16 protein-coding genes are annotated in these 20,112 nt (G+C 68.4%); 7 read left to right on the top strand and 9 right to left on the bottom strand.

Going from position 1 to position 20,112, the window contains the following annotated elements:
* Positions 1–17: 17 nt before the first annotated feature.
* Positions 18–1,835 carry a DNA mismatch repair endonuclease MutL gene (gene mutL, locus Verru16B_RS13575; protein WP_069962786.1) on the top strand — a complete coding sequence of 606 codons (1,818 nt, stop codon included), beginning with the start codon at positions 18–20 and terminating at the stop codon, positions 1,833–1,835.
* Positions 1,836–1,931: 96 nt separating this feature from the next.
* Complete coding sequence (locus Verru16B_RS13580) at positions 1,932–4,436, top strand: glycogen/starch/alpha-glucan phosphorylase (protein ID WP_069962787.1); 2,505 nt, start codon at positions 1,932–1,934, stop codon at positions 4,434–4,436.
* Between the two features lie 18 nt (positions 4,437–4,454).
* Here Verru16B_RS13580 and Verru16B_RS13585 read toward each other — a convergent pair whose 3' ends face one another.
* On the bottom strand, positions 4,455–5,186 hold the full coding sequence (locus tag Verru16B_RS13585; RefSeq protein ID WP_069962788.1) for a TMEM175 family protein: 732 nt from the start codon (positions 5,184–5,186) through the stop codon (positions 4,455–4,457).
* 113 nt (positions 5,187–5,299) lie between these two features.
* Here Verru16B_RS13585 and Verru16B_RS13590 point away from each other — a divergent pair, with 113 nt between their 5' ends.
* Positions 5,300–6,754 carry an intermembrane phospholipid transport protein YdbH family protein gene (locus tag Verru16B_RS13590; protein ID WP_083270345.1) on the top strand — a complete coding sequence of 485 codons (1,455 nt, stop codon included), beginning with the start codon at positions 5,300–5,302 and terminating at the stop codon, positions 6,752–6,754.
* Positions 6,755–6,762: 8 nt separating this feature from the next.
* On the opposite strand, the gene Verru16B_RS13595 is transcribed toward Verru16B_RS13590, so the two are convergent.
* From Verru16B_RS13595 to Verru16B_RS13620, 6 genes are all read right to left on the bottom strand, one after another.
* Entirely contained in the window at positions 6,763–7,365 is a 603-nt protein-coding gene (locus tag Verru16B_RS13595; protein ID WP_069962790.1) for an energy transducer TonB, read from the bottom strand.
* Between the two features lie 84 nt (positions 7,366–7,449).
* Complete coding sequence (locus tag Verru16B_RS13600; RefSeq protein ID WP_069962791.1) at positions 7,450–7,869, bottom strand: hypothetical protein; 420 nt, start codon at positions 7,867–7,869, stop codon at positions 7,450–7,452.
* A 94-nt stretch (positions 7,870–7,963) separates the two neighbouring features.
* Positions 7,964–8,851 carry a glycine-rich protein gene (locus Verru16B_RS13605; protein ID WP_069962792.1) on the bottom strand — a complete coding sequence of 296 codons (888 nt, stop codon included), beginning with the start codon at positions 8,849–8,851 and terminating at the stop codon, positions 7,964–7,966.
* An 87-nt stretch (positions 8,852–8,938) separates the two neighbouring features.
* Positions 8,939–9,310 carry a hypothetical protein gene (locus Verru16B_RS13610; protein WP_069962793.1) on the bottom strand — a complete coding sequence of 124 codons (372 nt, stop codon included), beginning with the start codon at positions 9,308–9,310 and terminating at the stop codon, positions 8,939–8,941.
* Positions 9,311–9,359: 49 nt separating this feature from the next.
* The gene (locus Verru16B_RS13615) at positions 9,360–12,191 is read right to left on the bottom strand and encodes a serine/threonine-protein kinase (protein WP_069962794.1); all 2,832 of its coding nucleotides are present in this window, start codon (positions 12,189–12,191) and stop codon (positions 9,360–9,362) included.
* Between the two features lie 68 nt (positions 12,192–12,259).
* Entirely contained in the window at positions 12,260–12,835 is a 576-nt protein-coding gene (locus Verru16B_RS13620; RefSeq protein ID WP_069962795.1) for an ECF-type sigma factor, read from the bottom strand.
* A 138-nt stretch (positions 12,836–12,973) separates the two neighbouring features.
* On the opposite strand from Verru16B_RS13620, the gene Verru16B_RS13625 reads away from it, so the two are divergent.
* The 4 genes from Verru16B_RS13625 (at position 12,974) to dgt (ending at position 16,651) form a co-directional block, all read left to right on the top strand.
* Entirely contained in the window at positions 12,974–14,449 is a 1,476-nt protein-coding gene (locus tag Verru16B_RS13625; RefSeq protein ID WP_083270347.1) for an intermembrane phospholipid transport protein YdbH family protein, read from the top strand.
* 156 nt (positions 14,450–14,605) lie between these two features.
* Complete coding sequence (locus tag Verru16B_RS13630) at positions 14,606–14,803, top strand: YnbE family lipoprotein (RefSeq protein ID WP_069962797.1); 198 nt, start codon at positions 14,606–14,608, stop codon at positions 14,801–14,803.
* 5 nt (positions 14,804–14,808) lie between these two features.
* The gene (locus Verru16B_RS13635) at positions 14,809–15,183 is read left to right on the top strand and encodes a YdbL family probable chaperone protein (protein WP_069962798.1); all 375 of its coding nucleotides are present in this window, start codon (positions 14,809–14,811) and stop codon (positions 15,181–15,183) included.
* 196 nt (positions 15,184–15,379) lie between these two features.
* The gene (gene dgt / locus Verru16B_RS13640) at positions 15,380–16,651 is read left to right on the top strand and encodes a dGTP triphosphohydrolase (protein ID WP_069962799.1); all 1,272 of its coding nucleotides are present in this window, start codon (positions 15,380–15,382) and stop codon (positions 16,649–16,651) included.
* Between the two features lie 124 nt (positions 16,652–16,775).
* Here the strand turns inward: dgt and Verru16B_RS13645 are convergent, their stop codons facing one another.
* The gene (locus tag Verru16B_RS13645) at positions 16,776–17,261 is read right to left on the bottom strand and encodes an arsinothricin resistance N-acetyltransferase ArsN1 family B (protein ID WP_069962800.1); all 486 of its coding nucleotides are present in this window, start codon (positions 17,259–17,261) and stop codon (positions 16,776–16,778) included.
* Between the two features lie 203 nt (positions 17,262–17,464).
* Positions 17,465–20,089, bottom strand: a complete 2,625-nt coding sequence (gene galB / locus Verru16B_RS13650) for a beta-galactosidase GalB (protein WP_069962801.1) — start codon at positions 20,087–20,089, stop codon at positions 17,465–17,467.
* Positions 20,090–20,112: the final 23 nt, after the last annotated feature.

Below are 20,112 nucleotides of genomic sequence, written 5' to 3' on the forward strand. Positions count from 1 at the left end.
ACGTTGCGCTTTTTCCCATGCCCACGATCCGCATCCTCACTGACCGCGTGGCGAACCAGATCGCCGCCGGCGAGGTGATCGAGCGCCCGGCCGCGGTCGTCAAGGAGCTGGTGGAGAACTCCCTCGACGCCGGGGCAACGCGCATCGAGGTCGAGTTCAGTCACGGCGGGCGCAGCCTGATCCGGGTGGAGGACAACGGCTGCGGCATGTCGAAGGATGACGCCCTGATGTCCCTCGAGCGCCATGCCACCAGCAAGCTCGTGGAGACGGCCGACCTCGACCAACTCGACACCTTCGGCTTCCGCGGCGAGGCGGTGCCGTCCATCGCCAGCGTCTCGCGCTTCGAGCTGCGCACGCGGCGCGAGGATGCGGCCGGCGGCACGGAGATCCTGGTCAACGGCGGCAAACTCGTGCACGTGCGCGAATGCGGCTTGGCACCGGGCACGCGGATCACGGTGGCGCACCTCTTCAATTCCGTGCCGGCGCGGCGCAAGTTCCTCAAAAGCGACGCCACCGAGTCGGCGCACATCATCCAGACGGTGCGACTCTACGCGCTGGCCTGTCCGCAGACCGCCTTCACCCTCATCGAGGACGGGCGCGTGCTGTTCCAGTCGCCGAGCTGCACCACGCTGGAGGAGCGGGTGGCCGAGATCTTCGGCCGGCAGCTGGCGGCCGACCTGCTGCCGGTGGAGGCCAGCGAAGCCGGGCTGCGGCTCACGGGCCTGATTGGCCGGCCGGGGGTCAACCGTTCCACCCGCCACGAGATGATCATGTTCGTGAACCGCCGGCCGGTGGACAGCCGCACGCTCACCTATGCCGTGATCGAATCCTATGCCACCTCGCTGGCCAAGGGCCGTTACCCGGTGGCCATGCTGTTTCTGGACATGGAGCCCGCGGCGGTGGACGTGAACGTGCATCCGGCCAAACGCGAGGTGCGCTTCCGGAGCGAGGGCGCCGTGCGGGGATTTGTGATCCGGGCCGTCCTGCAGGCGCTGCGCGAACTCGGCGGTCCGGCGGCGGACCCCGCGCCAGACGCGCCGCGCAGTCCGACGCCGAGCGAGCCCATGCCGGGTGATCCCGTGCCGCCGGCCGCGGCTGCCCCCGCGATGCCGGCCCCCGTGGCCGCCGCCCCCACGGTGATGGCGCAGCCTTTCCGCTCGTACGCCCCATTGCCGGTTGCGCCCGCCCGCCCGGCGGCGCTGCCGGCGAATCCGGGGGTGACGCCGGTGACACCCGTGAAACGCGGGGATCCGGCGGCGCTGATGAATTGGCGTTTCCTGGGGATCGCCCACGGTGACTACGCCCTGTTCGAGGCTCCGGGCGGCGTGGTGGTGCTGGACCGGCGCGCCGCGGATGAGCGCGTGTGGTACGAACGCCTGCAGGCCCAGTTTGCCATCGGCGGCGTGGCCAGCCAGCGCCTGCTCTTCGCGGTACCGGTGGAACTCGACGCGATCGCCAGCGCGCTGCTGCTCGACCGGCTGCCTTTCCTGCACCGGCATGGACTCGAGGTGGGGGAGTTTGGCCGCAATTTTTTCCGCATCGAGGCCGTCCCGGTCTGGCTGGAGCCGGCCGAGGCCGAGGATTTCCTGCGCGATGTGATCGGGCTGATGCGCGAAGGCCGCTTTGACGAGAAGCGCGCGGACCTCGCCCGCGACGAGTTGGCCCGGTTGGCCGCCCGCAAGGCGGTGCGGCTGTCCGCCTCGCTGCGGGAGGAGGAGGCCTTGGAACGGGTGGCGCGGCTGTTCGCGTGCCAGCACCCGCACACCAGCCCGACGGGCCGGCCGACGCATTTCGAGCTCAGCCGCGGGGAGCTGTCCCGGCGCTTTCAGCGCTAGGGCATTACAAACTCCCTGCGGTGACAGTTTGGTGGCGCCCTGAGTCCCGCCTTGCCTGCGGGGTTGGCACGGCATGTGATAGCAATCCCTTCCTTTATGCGCACCGCCAAAGCCGCCAAGCCCGCCAAGAAGCCCGCCGCCCCTGCCACCAAGACGGTGGATTCGCCCGAAGAGCGCCTGCGATCCCTCATCCACCGCCACCTGGTCTCCACCCTGGCCCGGCACGAGGGTTCGGCTTCGTCCCATGACTGGTGGGTCGCCACCGCCCTGGCCGTGCGCGACACGATCCATGAGCGCATGATCGCCACGCAGGCCGTGCACAACGACCAGAACGCCCGCCGCATCTACTATTTCTCCCTCGAGTACCTCATGGGCCGGCTGTTCGGCAACAACCTGCTCGCCACGGGCATGCTCGACTGCGCCCGCTCGGCCCTCGAGTCGTTGGGTCAGGATTTTGAGAAGATCCGCGAAGCCGAGGTCGACATGGGCCTGGGCAACGGCGGTCTCGGCCGCCTCGCCGCCTGCTTCCTCGATTCCCTCGCGACGCTCGACTACCCGGCCCTGGGCTATGGTATCTATTACGAATTCGGCCTCTTCCGGCAGCAGTTCGTCAACGGCAACCAGGTCGAGCATCCCGACAATTGGATGCGTTTCGGCAACCCCTGGGAAGTGGTGCGCCCGGAATATGCGCAGGTCGTCCGCTTCTTCGGCCGGGTCGAGAACGTCTTCGACGACCGCGGCAACTACCGTCCCCGCTGGGTCGACACCAAGACGATCCTCGGCGTCCCGCACGACATCCCCACGGCCGGCTACGGCACCAAGACCGTGAATCTCCTGCGCCTCTGGGCCTCGAAGTCCACCGAGGACTTCGACCTGGCGGCCTTCAACCGCGGCGGCTACTTCGAGGCCGTGCGCGAGCAGACCTCGGGCGAGACGGTCTCCAAGGTGCTTTACCCGAACGACAAGACCGAGAACGGCAAAGAGCTGCGCCTGATGCAGCAGTATTTCTTCGTCGCCTGCTCGCTGCGTGACATCATCCGCCGCCATCTCCGCAACCCCGCGAACTCGTGGGCCAACTTCGCCGACCAGGTCGCCGTGCAGCTCAATGACACGCACCCGGCCATCGCCGTGGTCGAGCTCACCCGCATCCTGGTGGACGAGGAGGACATGTCCTTCGAGGCCGCCTGGGAGATCGTCGGCCGGACCTTCGCCTACACCAACCACACCCTGCTCCCGGAAGCCCTGGAGAAGTGGAGCGTCGGCCTCTTCGAGAAGGTGCTGCCGCGCCACCTGCAGCTCATCTATGAGATCAACCGGCGCCTGCTCGACGCGGTCGAGGTGAAGTGGCCCGGCGACAACGACAAGAAGCGCGTGTGCTCCGTCATCGAGGAAAACGGCGGCAAGCAGGTGCGCATGGCCAACCTGGCTGTCGCCGGCTCGCACACGGTCAACGGGGTCGCCGCCCTGCACACCGCACTGCTGAAGCAGGACCTCTTTCCCGAATTTGATGCGCTCTATCCGGGCAAGTTCCAGAACAAGACGAACGGCATCACGCCCCGCCGCTGGTTGCTGAAATGCAACCCGCGCCTCTCCGACCTCATCACGCAGCGGCTCGGACACGAGAATTGGGTGCGCGACCTCGACCTGCTGCGCGGGCTGGAGAAGTCGGCCGATGACCATGCCTTCCAGAAGGAGTTCATGGCCGTCAAACGCGCCAACAAGGTCGAGCTCGCCGCCATCATCAAGGCGGAGTGCGGCATCGAGGTGTCGCCCGACGCCCTCTTCGACGTCCAGATCAAGCGCCTCCACGAGTACAAGCGCCAGCACCTAAACCTGCTGCACATCCTCGCGCTCTACCGCCGCCTGCTGCAGAATCCCGGGCTCGACATCGTGCCGCGCGTGTTTGTCTTCGGCGCGAAGGCCGCCCCCGGCTACGACCTCGCGAAGAACATCATCCGCGCGATCAACGTCATCGGCGCCCGCATCAACGGCGACTCCCGCATCGGCGGGAAGCTCAAGGTTGCGTTCCTGCCCAATTACCGCGTGTCGCTCGCCGAGAAGATCATCCCGGCCGCCGACCTGTCCGAGCAGATCTCGACCGCCGGCAAGGAGGCCTCGGGCACGGGCAACATGAAGCTGTCGCTCAACGGTGCCCTCACCATCGGCACGCTCGACGGCGCCAACGTCGAGATCGGCGAGGAGGTCGGCGGGGACAACATCTTCATCTTCGGCCTCACGGTCGACGAGGTCGCCGCGCTCTGGGCAAAGGGCTACAACCCGTGGGACAAGTACAACGCCGACGAGGAGCTGCGTGCCATCATCGACTGGCTCGGCAGCGAGTACTTCACCCCCGGCGAGCCCGGGGCCTTCGGTGCGTTGCACCACAGCCTGATGGGCGGGGGTGATCCCTACCTGCTGCTCGCCGACTTCCGCAGTTACAGCGACGCGCAGGCCCGGGTGGATGCCGCCTACCGCAACCCGAAGCACTGGGCGAAGCTGGCGATCCTCAACACCGCGCGCATGGGCAAGTTCTCCAGCGACCGCACCATCCGCGAATACGCGGAGCAGATCTGGAAGATCAAGCCCGTCGCCGTGCGATAGGACTGGACGGCGCGCGGCTCAGGCCGCGCGCGCGGGGCCGGCGGCGATGAGCGCCCGGATCCGGCGGCCGAAGCGGAATCCATTCCAGGCCATCGTGAGGCCCAGCGTGCCGTAGATCATGCCGGGCAGCCACAGGGGGACCGGCAGGTAGGACAGCAGCACCGACACCAGACAGGTGCCGATGTTGATGCGCATGCCCGCCAGATCGAGGCGGGTGTACTCCACCTCCACCGCGGACAGACCCAGTTCATACCACCGCCGCAGCGCGTGCCAGTAGAGCAAGCCGAAGAGCAACCAGACCGCCGCCAAGCCGACGCCGTAGATGCGGTAGACCATGAACAGTTCGTCCGCGGTCCGCATCCCGCCGGTGCCACCGAGCCAGGCACTGAAGAGGAATTTCAACGGGTAGACCGAGAAGATGACAAAGAGCAGGATGGCGTAATTGATCACCCGGGTGAAGCCGTCTTCGAGCCCGTAGCGCCGGAAGAAGCGGTAATGGACGTTCCAAAAAACGATCAGCAGGGCGAAGCTGGCGGCGAAGGCGGGAAAACCGCGGATCACCTTCATGAGGCCGGCGAAGTCGGTCGGGACCTGTTGGGCGACCACGAGCAGGGTCAGCGAGAATCCGAAGGCGGCATCCGCCAGGTTCTCCAACCGGGACACCTCCCGTCCGCGCCAGTGAAAGTGTTCCTCGGGCCGCCGCCCGGGAAGGCGTTCGCGCCAGGACGGCTTGGATCGGTTGCGGGCCATGGCACGAAGCCAAACCGGTCGGGGCGCCTTCGCCAAGCGCGAAGCTCGGCCACGCGCGTTTCCGCGATTGTGCCATCCCGCCCGGTCCGTCAGACAGGCGGTCTTAAGCTCCCATGTTGCCCGCCCACCGTACCCGCTTGTATTGGTTTCTGGCGTTGCTCGGGCTGGTGCTGGGGACCGGCCTGGCGGTCCGGTACTGGGTGGGCGGTTATGTGGTGCGCTCGGTGCTGCGGATGGCTGGGGCGGCCGAGATCCGGCACGGGGCCATTCGGGCGACGCCGTGGCGGGTGGAGATTGAGAATCTGAATTTCAAAATCCGGAGCCAGTCCTTTGCCGCGGGGCGGGTCACGCTCCAGCGCGCGAACTGGTGGATGGCCTCGCTCGGCGATGTGCAGGTCGCGGGGGCGCGCATCCCGGTGGTGCTCGACGGCTCGCAGGTGGATCCGTGGAACTGGGCCACCTACGAGGACGGCGGGCTGGGGGACGAACCGGTGCCCCCGCCATTCCGCTCGCTGCAGCTGGAGGGGGAATTGCTCGTGCGCATGGCCAACCTGCCGGACCGGCCGGTGCGGGTGACGCTGGAGAGCCAGCCGAAGAGCGCCGCGTCGTGGGTGGGCAGCCTCGTGGCCGAGGGCGAGGGGTTCCGGCTGGCAGGTGGCGGCGCGTTGCTGCGGGCCGGGCAGGAACTTGATTTTCAGGTGCTGAGCGCGGAGTTGGACCTGGCGGTGTGGTCCGGCCAGATCCAGCGCCTGGTCCCGCTGCCGGGCGGACCGTGGGAACTCGGCGGCAGGCTGACCGGCGTGGCGGAGGGCAAGGTGACCGCGAAACGGTTTGCCGCCACGGCGCGCGTGAACCTGCGCGAGGGCCGGATGGGCGGAGGGAAGGAAGACATCGCGGTGACAGGAGCGGAGGCGGAGCTCGAGTTTTCCGACCTGTGGAAGCTGCGGACCAAGTTCGGGGCCCTGCGAGTCGCCGATCTGCGGATCGGACGTCTCCCCCTGCGCGCGGTCACGGCGGATTTTGGCCTCTGGGACGGCACCCAAATCCGGGTGAAGCGCGCGGAAGCGACTGCTCTGGGCGGGCGGGTCACGGCGGAGGATTTCAACTACCAACTGAATGAACGCAGCCTCGCGCTGGGGTTGCGCGTGGCGGACGTACGCGCGGCGGACTTGCTGGCCTTGACCGCCGGGGTGACGCCGCGGCTGTCCGGCCGGGTCTCGGGTGATCTCCCGCTGCGGATCCAGGGCGATGGCGTGCGGGTCAGCGGTGGCGGGCTGGCCCTCCAGCCGGGCCAAGGGGCGGAGCTCCAGCTCAACGCCGCCGCGTTGTTGCGCTCCGGCGCACCGATGTCCGCGGCGACCGCGGGCGTGCTCAAGGCGGCGGGATCGGCGAGTGTGGTGCTGCGGCTGGATCAGCTGCAGTTTGAGGTGCGACCGCCGGGGCTGCCCTTGGGCACCTCCGCGCGCGTGCGGGTGGCGGGCCGGGTGGATGGAATCCCGGTGGAGTTTACCTATCAGGTGAATGGCGCCGTGGAGCGATTCCTGCGCATCCTACCCGCCCGGCGCTAGGGAGCGGGTCAGGTGGGCGGGGGCGGGATGGGTTCGGGCTCGGCCGGACGATGGAAAAGCTGGTTGTCTGATCCATCGCCCACAAACGACATGTGCATGGCCAGGAGCACCGGCAGCGCCGTTTCCTGAATCTTGGTCGGAGCGTACTGCCAGCGCACCACCGCGGCGGCCACCGCGAGGGCAAACATGCGGTCGGAGTGCTGGTAGCAATGGATGGTCTTCACCTTGCCGTCGGCGCCGATCAGGACGAGGAAGTCGGCCTCGCCGCTGGTCCGGCCGCGGCGGAGCTTCGTCGGGTAATTATAGGGGATCGATTCGACCACTTTCGGCGGACCAAATTCCGGGGGCAGCACCATGAACTTCGTGGCGTCGGCGAGACCGGAAGTCTTGAGCGCCTCGGCCAGGCTGGCGGGAATCTCGGCCACCGGTTTCTCAAAGGTCAGCAGGGTCTTGGGCCCGAGGGCCTGCCGCAGGTATTGGGCGTCGAAAACCACGTCTTCGAGGGTCAGTTTGGCGGCCTTGCTCTTGGCCTTGTCGGCGGCTGAAAGCGGGAGGGCCAGCAGGAGCAGGCCCGCCGCGATCAGCCGGCAGAGCATGGGGGAGGTCTTCATGCCTCCAACAAAAAGCGCGCCCTTTCGGGCGCGCAATCTGGAAATATCCGGTGCTCGGACCGGCTATGGAGTGACTCGGTCGGCTCAGAGCTTGAACGGCACGACCACCTCAAGCGGGGCGTAACCGGCGGCGCTGAGCAGCACCTTGTCGCCACCGGAAAGATCCTTCACCGTCATCACCGCACCGGCCGCCACCGTCTGCTCGGGCAGCACCCGCGCCTTGTCCATGGCGTGATGCACGACGCTGAGCAGGACCTTGCCGCTCACGGTGAGCGCGTCATGGCCATCGTTTTTCAGGGTCAGCACGAAGGGCGTGCCCTCGGTGCCTTCCACTTTGGCGAAAGTGGCGGAGAGCGGCAGGGCCTTGTCGGCCAGCGGCTGCAGGGTCATCGCATCGGCGGCCACGACGGCGGGGGCAGCGACGAGGGTGAGGAGGGTGGCGCAGGACAGGACGAGCAGCGCGCGGGAGCGCGCAGCGAGACGGACGGACTTTGGGTTGTTCATGGGGAGAGGGGGATTGAGCCGCGAGACTGGCGGCCCGCCGGCGCATGACAAGCGCGGACCCTGTGCAGATATTGTGCTGCCCGGGTGGGCCGCGTCAGGCGCGGACGGGCTGATGGGTGAGGCCCGGGGCGTGGAGGGTGACGGGGCTGCAGAGAAACAGGATGGCGGCGGCCCCGGCATCAGCTTGAAAGCCGGGGATGTTCTGCTGTTCGCGGCCGCGATTGTAGGAACCGCCGCCGCCGCCCCCGCCGAGGGCGATCCGTCCGCCGCCACCCCCGCCGCCGCTGAAGCCGCCGCCGCCGCCGGCTCCGGCCCCGAAGAAGGAGCCTCCGCCGCCGCCGCCATAGCCGCCGTCCCCGCCGAGGTATCCGCCGAAGCGGGCCCCCGCGCCACCCTCCCATTGCCGGCCCCCCTGACAGTAGGTCGGCCCCGAGCCGTTGGCGCCGATATCAAGCCAGCCGGTGCCGCCGCCGCCGCTGTAATAGCAGGGACCTTGATCACTGGTCCCGCCGAGCCCGTTGCGTCCGCCGGTGCCGGGGCCCTGGCCCGCATCCAGGCTCACTACCGCGTCACCGCCCGGTCCATTGCCGCCGCCGCCGCCGCCGCCGGCCACGAGGAGCGGCCACACGGGCAGGGTGCCGGTGCGGGTGCCGCTCCAGATAAATGTGCCACCGCCGCCGCCGCCGCCGCGCGTCGCCTCCGGCTCACGACCAGTGCCCAGGTCGAAGGCATCTGCAGAGCCCCCCAATGCGGGGACATTGCGGCCCGGGAGTCCCGGCCGGCCCACGACGAGATGGATGATTTCGCCCTCCTTGAGATGAAACACCCCGCGGAGGAAGGCGCCCTTGCCCCCGCCCGCCAGGCCTTCGCCCCCGCCCTGGGCTCCCCGCGCCTCCAGCAGGTAGAGGCCGGACTCCGGCACGATGTAGAGTTGGAGATGGCCGCAGGCGCGGAATCGGACCGGGGGGATGATCTTGGGCATGGGAGGAGCCGGCCTGAGTGGGCCGGCAACCCCCAATGCGTAACCGCGGCGGCAAAAGGGCCACCGCGGTCAAAAATAATGCGCTGCTCAGATCGGATCGTTGCGGATGGCGGGATCGATCAGCCCGATCTCCCCGGTGGCGGTGTTCTGCACGAGCAGGACGTAGCTGTAGCTCTTGCCCTTGTCCTGCTGGCGGTTGGCGTCGACCACACTGAGGCAATTGGGCGGCAGGTTGGACGCGGGGCTGCGGTTGATCGTGATGACCGGGAATTCAAAGGCCCCCACATCGGTGTCGGGTGCTTCCGAGTCGAAAGCCGCGCCGATGAAGACAAAGGCGGTGTTGGCGATCTGGAAGACCAGGTTCACCGGGGCGTTGCCCCGCACGATGACATTGCCGTTGCTGACGCTGATCCCGGGCACGGGATTCGGGATGGTGAAGATCGCGCTGATGGGGAACACGCCCCGAGCGGACGGAATTGTGTGATGGTGATGTTGATGACGGCGGTGGTCATGGCGGCTGACTTGGGTTGGAGGTGGCGGACGATTCGGCCTCCGCGAGGTCCGCCCGGTTGAGCGGGTCGACGGAGTGGTAACCGAAAGTTTTCAGGAGGTCGGCGGGCGGTCGCGCCGCCGCGGCCAGACCGGCGAGCCGGGCGGACACCGCCGCAGGCTCCAGCAGGCGCCAGTCATGGCTGCCCGGGGTGAACGGTATGATCCGGGCATAGGCGTCGCGCCACAGTGCCTGGGCCGCATCGTCTTGGCCGGTTGCGCGGGCCACGCGGCCGGCGAGGATCGCGACGAGGGCGGCCTCGTGGCGCACCCAGGGATCCGCGCGGTTGTCCTGCAGAAGGCGTTCGAGGATTTCCCGCGCGGCTTCGAGTGAAGCCCGCGCTGAGGGGAAACGGCCGGCCGCGAAGTCCAACCGGGCGGACTGCCGGTGGGCCGCGGCCAGCAGCCGGGCAAAGTTCAGCGACGCGGGCTCGGCCGTCGCCAACGGGGTGGCGGCCGCCTGCGCCTCAGCCAGGAGAAGCGAAGCCTCCGTGGTCGAGCCCGCATCGAGGAGAAGCGCGATTTGATGCAGGTTGAGGCTGACCAGCGCGGAAAGGCGGGTCCGGTTGCTGCGGTCCTCCGCCACCAGGGCGCGCTGCCGCGTGCTGGCCTCGGCGAACAGCTGCGCCGCTTCCGCCCGGTGTCCCTGGACAGCGAGCACGCGGGCCCGGAAAGTCACGGCATGGATTTCTTCCTGTCGCCAGCGGACTACTGTCGGCTCGTCCCGCGCCAGCGCGGCGTAGCGGGCGGCCATGGCGGTGTAATGTCCGGCCGCATCCGCGAATCGTCCGTCGCGTTCCGCGACACTGCCCAGCCAGGACGCCACGTCCGCGAGGCTGTACCGCAGTTCGCCGTCGCCCGGCTGCGCCGCGAGGAGCGGCTCCAGGAGCGCCTGCTCGGCCAGGAAGCCCACCCGCGCGGCGGCGAGATTGCCGGTGTCGGTGTCGAGCACCGCCAGGTTGTGATGGGCGTAGACGGCCTCCAGCTGGGCGCGGGCCGTCGGCCCCTCGGCGGCGCCGAGGGCGCGGGCCGTGTCGCGGTAGCGGAGCAGCCACTCCCGCTGGGAATCCCGGTCGCCCCGGCGGCGGGCGGCCAGCCCCAGCCAGAACTCGGCCTGGCCGCGTTCGAAGAGCATGTCACCGTTGGCCGGGTGGCGGACGGCGAGGGCGGCGGCCCGGTCGAAGGCCGCGGTGAAGGCCTGCCCGGCGGCCGGAAAATCGCCCTGCTCGAGGCGGACCTCGCCGAGTTGGGTCAGCGCCTTGGCCTGACGGGTCAGTGCGGCGTCGCTCAGGTCGCGCGGATCCAGCGCGGTGAAGTAGGCGAGGGCCTTGTCGCCGACGGCCGCGAGGGGTTCCAGCCGGCCGGACTTTTGCAACTCCGTGCGGAAATCACCCAGCATGAAGGTCAGCAGGTCCTCGGCCTGGGCCTGGCGGCGCTGCGCATCGGTGCGGGCGAGGGTCTCTGCCTGCTGCGCGGCCCGCGCGAGGTCGCGCTCGGCGGCGGCCACCTGCTCGGCCGCGCGGGCCCGGCGGGCCTGCTGCGTGCTGGCGACAATGCCCCCGATCAGGCTGACGGTCACGAGCGCGGCACTGGCACAAGCCAGGCGGTGCCGGGCGGTGAATTTGCGGAGCCGGTAAACGGTGGAGGGCGGGCGGGCCTCGACGGGTTCCTGGCGCAGGTGACGACGCACGTCCTCGGCGAGGGCGGCGGCGGTGCCGTAGCGCCGGTCGCGGTCCTTTTCCAGGCAGCGCATCACGATCCAATCGAGGTCCCCGCGCAGGTCCGCCGTCAGCCGCGGGGCGGGGGCGCCACGCAAGCGGGCGACGCTGCGGCGATCGCTGTCGGTCAGCGTCCCGATGACGGTCGAGGGCCGCGGGGGCTCCACCTCGCGGATGATGCGCCGGATCTCGAGCAGGCCGGCGCGCACGAGTTCCTTGGGATCGTAAGGGGGCCGGCCGGTCAGCAGCTCGTAGAGGAGCACGCCCAAGGCATAGACGTCGCTGCGGGTGTCGATGTCGACGTCGCGCAGCTCGGCTTGTTCCGGGCTCATGTAGGCGGGCGTGCCGACAAGCAGTCCCATCTCGGTGAACAGGCTTTCGTCGCTGAGCCGGCCGGCGGTGGCTTTGGCGATGCCGAAGTCGATGAGCTTGGGGGCCGGCTGGCCGTCCCGGAGCGCAACGAGGATGTTCGAGGGTTTGAGGTCGCGGTGGATGATGCCCCGTTGGTGGGCGTGTTGGAGGGCGACGCAGACCCGGGCGAACAGCTCCAGGCGCCCGGCCATGGGCAGGCTGTGTTCGTCGCAAAACCGCGTGATGGGGATGCCCTCGACGTATTCCATCACGAAATACGGCCGGCCGGCGGCCGTGGTGCCGGCGTCGTAAAGGCGGGCGATGTCGGGGTGGGTCAGCAGGGCCAGCGTCTGGCGCTCGCCCTCGAACCGGGCGATGACTCGCTGCGAATCCATGCCGGGCTTGATGACCTTGAGGGCCACGGTGCGTCGCAGGGGCGTGGTCTGCTCGGCCAGCCAGACCACCCCGCAGCCGCCCTCGCCGAGGCGCTGGCGCAGGGTGTACGGACCGATGACCGTGCCCGGGGCCTCGGTGGCCGGCTCTGGGGGGCGCGCGGTGACGGGCTGTTCAAGGAAACTGCGTGCGGCGTCGTGCGCGCCGAGCAGGGCGGTGAGGCGGGCGAGTCGGACCGGATCACCTGCGCAGGCGCGCGCCAGGTAGGCGGCCCGCGCGGTGGCGGGCAGCTCCAGGGCTTCGGCAAAAATGTCCTCGTCGCGGTTCAAGCAGGGTCGGCTTCGGGACCAATGCGGAATCGGAGGGGCAAAAGGGCCATCGGGATTTCTTGCGGGGTTCAGCCGCGGAGGCGCTGGACTTCGTGGTAGAGCCAGGTGCGGGCGTAGACCCAGTCGCGCTTGGCGGTGCGGACGGAGATGCCGAGCACCTCGGCGGACTCCTCCAGGGTGAGGCCGATGAAATAGCGTTGTTTCACCAGGTCGGCCTTGCGCGGGTCGTGGGCGGCCAGGGCGTCGAGCGCGTCGTTGATCAGCAGGAGCTCGCGGTCATCGGTGGCCGCGGCGGGCAGGTCGAAGGCGGTGTCACTGGCGCTGAGTTTCTCGAGCTGGCCGCCGTGGCGGAGGGCGAGCTTGCGGCGGGCGTTGTCGATGAGGATGCGCCGCATGGCCTCGGCAGCGGCGGCGAAAAAGTGCGCGCGGTTGGCCCAGGCGGGTTGGTGTTCGCCCCCCAGCCGCAGCCAAGCCTCATGGACGAGGGCCGTGGCTTGGAGGGTCTGGCCCGGCGCCTCGCGGGCCATCCGGGCGGCCGCGAGGCGGCGCAGTTCGTCATAGACCAGGGGGAGCAGCACCTCCGCCGCCCGCGGGTCGGCCGGGTCAAGCCGCGGGAGAGGGGAGGGAGCTGCGTCGGGCTGCACGGGCCCGAGCGTGCATGGCCCCGGCGCAACCGGAAGACGAAAATCTGGCATAGCGCGGAGGTCACATTGTCATCGCCCCGCGCAGGCTTAGCGCCCAAGCATGGACCCAACACCGCCGGTTGCGGTCCCACCTCCGCCATGAACCTGACCCTTTCTCGATCCAGGCTGCTCATGTCAGCGCTGATCCTGGCCGTCCTGCTGCTGGTCGCGGCCGTCGCGGCGCGGCTGTTCCTGACCGGGCTTGCCTTTGACGCGGTGCTCAAGCACGCGGGAGCGTCGGAGATCCGGTTTGAAGTCACGCAGGCATCGCTATGGCAGGTCGTGATGAAGGATGTCGGATTCCTGCTGGACCTGCAGCCGTTCACCGCGGAGCGGGTGTCGCTCGAGCGGGCGCACTGGTGGACGCCCTCGCTGGGCTCGCTGCGCGTCGAGTCGGCGCGGGTGCCGATCCGCCTCCATGATCCCGCCCGGTCTCCGGCACCCGAACGGAAGCCGGCGGGGGCGGTGATCCTTCCCTTTGAAGAAATCTCGATCGACGGGCAGGTCGTCATCCAGGCCGATGGACAGGCGGATCAGGCCCTGACGGTCACGATTGAGGCCCGGCCGGGGCCGGGAAAAATCTGGGCGGGCAGCGCGCGGGTGAGCGCCCCGGGCTTGGCCGGGCGCGGGGAGGGCACCTACGACTTGGCGTCCGAAGCTCTGGTTTTCCGGGTGCCGGAACTGGCGCTCGATCTCAAACCCTGGGCCGCGTTTGCGCAGCAGGTCCTGCCGTTGCCCGAGAATGACTGGACGGTGGAAGGTCAAGTCAGCGGCAGTCTCGAGGGCCGCTGGGCGGACGGGGCGTTGACCGGGACCGGGCGCGTGAGTTGGCGTGACGGCCGGGCAACCTCGACCAAGCAGGCCATTACCGCGACCGGCATCGAGGCCGATCTGGAACTTTCTGACTTGGCCCAGCTGGTGGGCAAGGCCGGCACCGTGCGCATCCGCGAAGTGCAGACGGGCAAGCTCACCCTGAGCGCCTTGGCGGCGGATTTCACGATGGCGGGGATGGATCACCTCACCGTGAACCACGCCACCCTGGAGACGCTGGGGGGGCGGGTAACCGCGGAACCTTTCCGCCTGGTGCCGAGCCAGGCGGAGTTGGATGCGGTCTTTCGCGTGGAGGGCATCCAGGTCGAGCAGGTGATGGCGTTGACGGAATCCCTGCCGGCCAAAGCGACCGGACGGGTGAACGGGCGCGTACCGGTGCGCCTCACCAAGGAGGGCTTGCGCCTGGGGACCGGCTGGCTCGGGCTGATGCCCGGCGTCCAGGCGGAGATCGAATTCAACGCCAAAGGGCTGCTCACCGGCGGGGCATCCGCCGGCACGCCGACCTTTGCGGTGCTGCAAAAGATCGAATCCGGCCTGCTCAGGCTGCGAATCAGCGAGTTGCGCCTCGATATCCGCCCGACCGATGCCCCCGAGGGGCGCTCGGCCCAGCTGCACCTGAAAGGCGAACCGGTCGATCGCGAGGTCAAGGCGCCGGTCATCCTCGATCTCAACGTCAACGGGCCGCTGGAGAAACTCATCAACCTGGGCATGGATTCGCGCTTGAGCGTCGGAACCAAACCCTGAGCCACCTGACTCAATTGAGGCCAGTTAACCATGGATTGCACGATGCCCACGGATCAGCCCTTTCAGTTCCGGTCGCCCGCCCAAATCGGGCTGGGGTGAATTTAATCCGTGTCCAACCGTGAAATCCGTGGTCAAACCTAGCTGATCTTCCCTTCCATGCACCGTCGCCTGCTCCTTTCCACCACCTTCGTGCCGCTGCTGCTGGGTGGCTGTCTCAACGTCAAGACCGAGCCCATCGAGGTCAAACCGATCCACATCACGGTGGACGTGAACGTGCGGGTCGAGCGCGCGCTGGATGACTTCTTCGGCGACCTCGACGAGAAATCCACGACCATCGAACCTTCCAAATCCTGAACGCCATGCACCGCCTCCGTTTCCTCACCCTTTTGTTCGCCCTTGGTGTCGTCGCCGTGTCGGCTTTCGCCGCCGAGAGCGCCGCGGACATCCGCCGCCGCATGGAGCAACGCCTGCCGGTGATCGACCGGCTCAAAACCGCCGAGACGGTCGGCGAGAACAACCGCGGCCTGCTCGAGGTGCGCGGCGCCGGCGGCGCCGAGGCCGGGGCGGTGGTGGCCGAGGAAAACCGCGACCGCCAAGCGGTCTACGCCCTGATCGCCAAGGAGACCGGCGCGACCGCCGACTCCGTCGGCCAGGCCCGCGCCAAGCAGATCGCCGCCCACAGCCGCGGGGGCGTGTGGGTGCAAGACGCCAGCGGGGCGTGGAAGAAGAAGTGATTTTTGGCGGAACCTGACCTCCGGGCAGGTTGGCTTGCGCTGCATCACGCCACGCGACCAAGCCCACCCGGCCTGCCGGCCGTAGCCTAGGCGAAGGCTGGAGGTCGGGCTCCACCCCCGGGCAGACCTGCCGGTCGACGCCACCCCATAAGGCTGGCCTCGCGGCCCGGCACCTGCTTTCGTCCGCCTTCGACCCATGCCGAAAAACCGTTTCTACAACGCCTTTGACATGCAGGAGTGGGGCAGCAGCCGGAAGCCCGACTACCGCACCCCTTTCCAGATCGATCGCGACCGGATCATCCACGCGCACGCCTTCCGCAAGCTGCAGTCGAAGACTCAGGTCTTCCTGAGCGGCGAATACGATTTCTACCGCACGCGGCTCACCCACTCGATGGAGGTCGCGCAGATCGGCCGGTCCATCTGCGCCTGGCTGCTCAGCCGCGGCGACCCGCTGGGCGACGACTTCTTCATCGACGCGGACCTCGTCGAGGCCAGCAGCCTGTCGCACGACATGGGGCATCCGCCCTTCGGCCACAGCGGCGAGCGCACGCTGCAGGAGCTGATGAAGCGCCGCGGCGGTTTCGAGGGCAACGCCCAGACACTGCACCTGCTCTGCGAGACCATGTACCAGAACGAGTCCGGCGTGAAGGGCATGCAGCCCACGCGCGCGCTGCTCGACGGCGTGCTCAAGTACAAGAAGCTCTACACCGAGTTCGCGACCCCGCCGCTCAATCACTTCATCTACGACACGCAGGCCCCGGTGCGCGAGTGGGTCTTCGGCGGCGCCCGCATCCCCGGCCCGCTGATGCGCGGCGAGGCGCTCAACGACTTCAAGAGTGTCGAGTGCCAGATCATGGACTGGGCCGACGACGCGGCCTATTCGCTCAACGACATCGTGGACGGCGTGCGCGCGGGATTCCTGAACGTGGAGCGCGTGGAGCGCTGGGCGGCGGGTGAGGCCATCGGGGCGTTGGAGCAGCGGCACCTCGACTCGTTCTTTGATGCCGTTCGGAAAGACCGGCTGGAAAACACCTTTTCCAAGAAGATCGGTCACTTCATCCAGGCCTGCCGGCTGAAGACCCGGGACAATTTCATGGCGGAGAAGACCCACCGCTACGCCTACGACCTCGTCATCGAGGAAACCGCGCGCGCCGAGGCCGAGTTCTTCAAGAAGATGGCCAACGACATCATTTTCGAGAGCCCGCAACTCGAGCAGCTGGAGCACAAGGCGCGGGTCATCATCAACGCCCTCTTTAACGCGATCTGGGAAAACTACGTCCAGCGCAACGAGCGCGTGATCCGGATTTTGCCCACCAATGTCAGCCGGCTGATCGAGACCGAGAAGACCCAGGACGGGAAGGCCCGCCGGATCTGCGACTTCCTCGCCGGCCAGACGGATGGCATGGTGGTGCGGACCTACCGGCGGCTGTTTGACCCGGAGTTCGGATCTTTTCGGGACCTAAGCTGATTTTTCGCGGATCACGCGGATGGCCGCGGATTCCATCAGGTGGAGGGCGGGATGTCCGACGTCGGCGTGTGTGCGCTCAACCCGTCCGCAGGCCGGGTTCCACCTTTCGATCCCAAGCGGGTGATCAGAGGACCAGTTCCCAATAGCCGACGTCGATCCACTGGTCGAATTTCCAGCCGACTTCCTTGAAGTGGCCGATCTTTTGGAAACCGAGTTTCTCGTGCAGGGCGATGCTGCCGGGATTGGGAATCGAGATGCCACCGATGAGGGCGTGGGTCTTGGTCTTCCGCAGGGCCTCGATCAGCGCGGTGTAGAGGATCGTCCCCAGACCGCGGCGGGTGGCGTCGGCGGCCAGGTAGACCGTGGTCTCGAGGGAGAAGCGGAAGGAGCAGCGGGATTTCCAGCCGCTGGCGTAGCTGTAGCCGAGGACGCGGCCGTTTTCCTCCCACACGAACCAGGGCCGGCCGGTGGCGAGGACCTCGGTGATGCGCTGCGCCATTTCCTTGGCGGTGATCGGTTCCTCCTCGAAGGTCACGATCGTGTGCAGGACGTAGTGGTTGTAGATGGCCGTGATGTCGGCGGCGTCGGCGGGCGTGGCGAGGCGGAGCATGGGTGGAGAGATGGCCAAGAATGAATACGAAGCAGCGCGAATGCCAAGGCCGGGTTGGCCATCACCGACACAGTGGGGTACGGATGGGGACAGGGCAGCGGCGGATGACCGCAGGTGGCGGGCTTGCGACTTCAGTCGCGGCCCAGCGGGAGCCGGGCCCTCCATGGACCAATTGCAGCGAGGCGGGCGTCGCGAACGGCGCGTTACTTGGCGGTCAGGCTGACTTCGGCAGGGGCCAAGCCGGGGGAGGTGGCGGTGAGGGTGATCGGGCCGGTGGTGCCCGGCTGGGTACGGACGACCACCAGCACGAGGCCGTTGAAGGCGGCGCGCTCCTTGGACTGGAAGGATTCGAAGCTCGTGGGATCGCCGTTGTCGGTGGCGACGATCTCGGCCGGGCCGCTGACGGCGAAGGCCACGCGATTCTCAGCGCGGGGCGCGAGCACGCCGTCGGCGTCCTCGATCCGCACGGTGACGAATGAGAGATCCCGGCCGTCAGCCGTGAGTTCGCGACGGTCGGCCTTCGCCTTGAGACGCGCGGCCGGTCCGGCGGTGCGTTGGACCGCTTCGGCCCAGACGGCGCCCTGCTTGTAGGCGACCACCTTCACCTCGCCGGGCGCGTATTTCACGTCGTCCCAGCGCAGGCGGTATTCGCCCGGACCGCGTTGCTTGCGGCCCAGGGACCGGCCGTTGAGGAACAGTTCGGCCTCGTCGCCGGAGGTGTAGGCATGGATGGGCGTGATTTCGCCGGCGCGTTCGGGCCAGGTCCAGTGCGGGAGGAGATGGGCCATGGGCAGGTCGGGGCGCCAGCGGGCCTGGTAGAAATAGTAGCGGTCCTTGGGGAAGCCGGCCAGGTCGATGATGCCGAAGTAGGAGCTGCGGGATGGCGTGGGGATCCGGCCGAGTTCGGTGAGAAGCTGCTTCTGGCGCTCCTTCTCGGCGGGATCGGAGAAGTTGAGCAGGTTGGTGAGGTCGGCGTTGTAGGGCGTGGGCTCGCCGAGGTAGTCGAAGCCGGTCCAGACGAACTCGCCGGCGTAGCCGGGCACGGCGTCGGCGGCGCGCCACTCCACGTCAGGCGGGGTGGCCCACGGGGCGGCGTAGAGATCGTAGCTGCTGACCTGGAAGTCGGCGCGGCTGGCGGGATCGATCTTGTCGTCGCTGATCGGGAAAAAGTACACCCCGCGCGAGCTGAGGGCGGAGGCGGTCTCGGCCCCGAAGAGCGGGATGGCGGGGTTGATCTCCCGGAAGCGGGCGTACTCCTTGATGCGGTAGTTGTAGCCTATGGCGTCGAGCACGTGCTGGTAGCCGTTGTAGCCGCTGATCTCGCCGTTGAAACCGGCGCTGACCGGGCGGGTGCGGTCCTCCTCGCGGACGATGCCGGCGAGCCGGGCGGCCAGTTTCCAGCCCTCCTGGCCGTCGGCAAACCATTGCTCGATGACCTCGTTGCCGATGCTCCACAGGATGACGCTGGGGTGGTTGCGGTCGCGCCGGACGAGGGCACGCAGGTCGGCCTCGTGCCAGTCGGGGAACTGCACGTGGTAATCATGCCGGTTCTTGCCCTTGGCCCAGCAGTCGAAGGCTTCGTCCATGACGAGGAAGCCCATGCGGTCGCAGAGATCGAGCAGCTCGGGCGCGGGCGGGTTGTGGCTGGTGCGGATGGCGTTGCAGCCCATCGCGCGGAGGATCTCGAGCTGGCGCTCGAGGGCGCGGAGGTTGATGGCGGAGCCCAGGGCGCCGAGGTCGTGGTGGTTGCACACGCCGCGGATCGGCACGACCTCGCCGTTGAGGCGGAAGCCACGATCGGCGTCAAAGACCGCGGTGCGGATGCCGAAAGGCGTCTCGAGGCGATCGACGAGCCGGCCGTCCTGCGTGATGCTGGTCACGGCGACGTAGCGGTGGGGGTGGGTCACGCTCCAGAGCCGGGGTTGTGGCACGCGGAGGGTCTGGGTGGTCGAGGCCTGGCGGCCGGGCTCGATGGTGACCGTGATGGGCTGGCCGAGGGCGGCGGATTTGCGGCCCGTGTCGTCGAGGGCGAAGAGCTCGGTGCTGAGGCTGAGCGCGGCGTTGGTGGCCGAGTCGTTGTCCGTAAGGACCTGGATGCTGACCTGCGCGGCTTCGGCCGTGACCTTGGGTGTGGTGACGATGGCACCCCAGGGGGCGACGTGGACCGGGTTGGTCTTGGTGAGCCACACATTGCGGTAGAGGCCGCTGCCCGGGTACCAGCGCGAGGATTCCGTCGGGTTGTCGAGGCGGATGGCGAGGACGTTCGGCTGGCCGGGCTTGATGTAGGGGGTCAGGTCGAGCTGGTAGGAAGAATAGCCGTAGGGCCAGCCGCCGACGAACTGGCCGTTGAGCCAGACGAGGGAGTGGGCCATCGCGCCGTCGATTTCGAGGACGATGCGGCGGCCGGCATCGGTGGCGGGCAGGTCAAAGTGCTTGCGGTACCAGGCGACGCCCCACCACGGGAGTTTGCCGGTATCGCCGGGGTATTCCTGCTTGAAGGGACCCTCGATGCCCCAGTCATGGGGCAGCGTCAGCGGGCGCCAGCCGCGGTCATCGAAGTCGGCCTGCACGTGGGTGAAGCCCCCGCCGAAATTGCCGCGCGGGCGCGCGGTTTGCGGACTGGTGGGGCCGAAAAAGTCGGCGGCCGAGGCCAGCAACCAGGGCTTGGCGTTGGCGTAGTCGAGCTGGCCGAGCACCCATTCGGCGTCGGTGCGGCTGAAGAGCCAGCCCTCATTGAAGGAGAGGCGCTCCCGGGGCGGGGCTTCGGCGGCGAGGACGGAGACCGGCAAGGAGATGAGCAGGGTGGCGGCAAGCAGGAGCAGGCGCATGGCAGGGAGGGGTTGCACGGAGC

Origin of the sequence: Lacunisphaera limnophila (genome assembly GCF_001746835.1) — a bacterium.
GTDB lineage: Bacteria > Verrucomicrobiota > Verrucomicrobiia > Opitutales > Opitutaceae > Lacunisphaera > Lacunisphaera limnophila.

Bases quoted from the DNA above. Each gene is read 5' to 3' on its own strand.
- Verru16B_RS13625 (WP_083270347.1), top strand. From the start codon at position 12,974: ATGAACCTGACCCTTTCTCGATCCAGGCTGCTCATGTCAGCGCTGATC.
- Verru16B_RS13630 (WP_069962797.1), top strand. From the start codon at position 14,606: ATGCACCGTCGCCTGCTCCTTTCCACCACCTTCGTGCCGCTGCTGCTG.
- Verru16B_RS13580 (WP_069962787.1), top strand. From the start codon at position 1,932: ATGCGCACCGCCAAAGCCGCCAAGCCCGCCAAGAAGCCCGCCGCCCCT.
- Verru16B_RS13590 (WP_083270345.1), top strand. From the start codon at position 5,300: ATGTTGCCCGCCCACCGTACCCGCTTGTATTGGTTTCTGGCGTTGCTC.
- Verru16B_RS13585 (WP_069962788.1), bottom strand. From the start codon at position 5,186: ATGGCCCGCAACCGATCCAAGCCGTCCTGGCGCGAACGCCTTCCCGGG.
- Verru16B_RS13635 (WP_069962798.1), top strand. From the start codon at position 14,809: ATGCACCGCCTCCGTTTCCTCACCCTTTTGTTCGCCCTTGGTGTCGTC.
- Verru16B_RS13645 (WP_069962800.1), bottom strand. From the start codon at position 17,261: ATGCTCCGCCTCGCCACGCCCGCCGACGCCGCCGACATCACGGCCATC.
- galB (WP_069962801.1), bottom strand. From the start codon at position 20,089: ATGCGCCTGCTCCTGCTTGCCGCCACCCTGCTCATCTCCTTGCCGGTC.
- Verru16B_RS13600 (WP_069962791.1), bottom strand. From the start codon at position 7,869: ATGAACAACCCAAAGTCCGTCCGTCTCGCTGCGCGCTCCCGCGCGCTG.
- Verru16B_RS13595 (WP_069962790.1), bottom strand. From the start codon at position 7,365: ATGAAGACCTCCCCCATGCTCTGCCGGCTGATCGCGGCGGGCCTGCTC.
- mutL (WP_069962786.1), top strand. From the start codon at position 18: ATGCCCACGATCCGCATCCTCACTGACCGCGTGGCGAACCAGATCGCC.
- Verru16B_RS13605 (WP_069962792.1), bottom strand. From the start codon at position 8,851: ATGCCCAAGATCATCCCCCCGGTCCGATTCCGCGCCTGCGGCCATCTC.
- dgt (WP_069962799.1), top strand. From the start codon at position 15,380: ATGCCGAAAAACCGTTTCTACAACGCCTTTGACATGCAGGAGTGGGGC.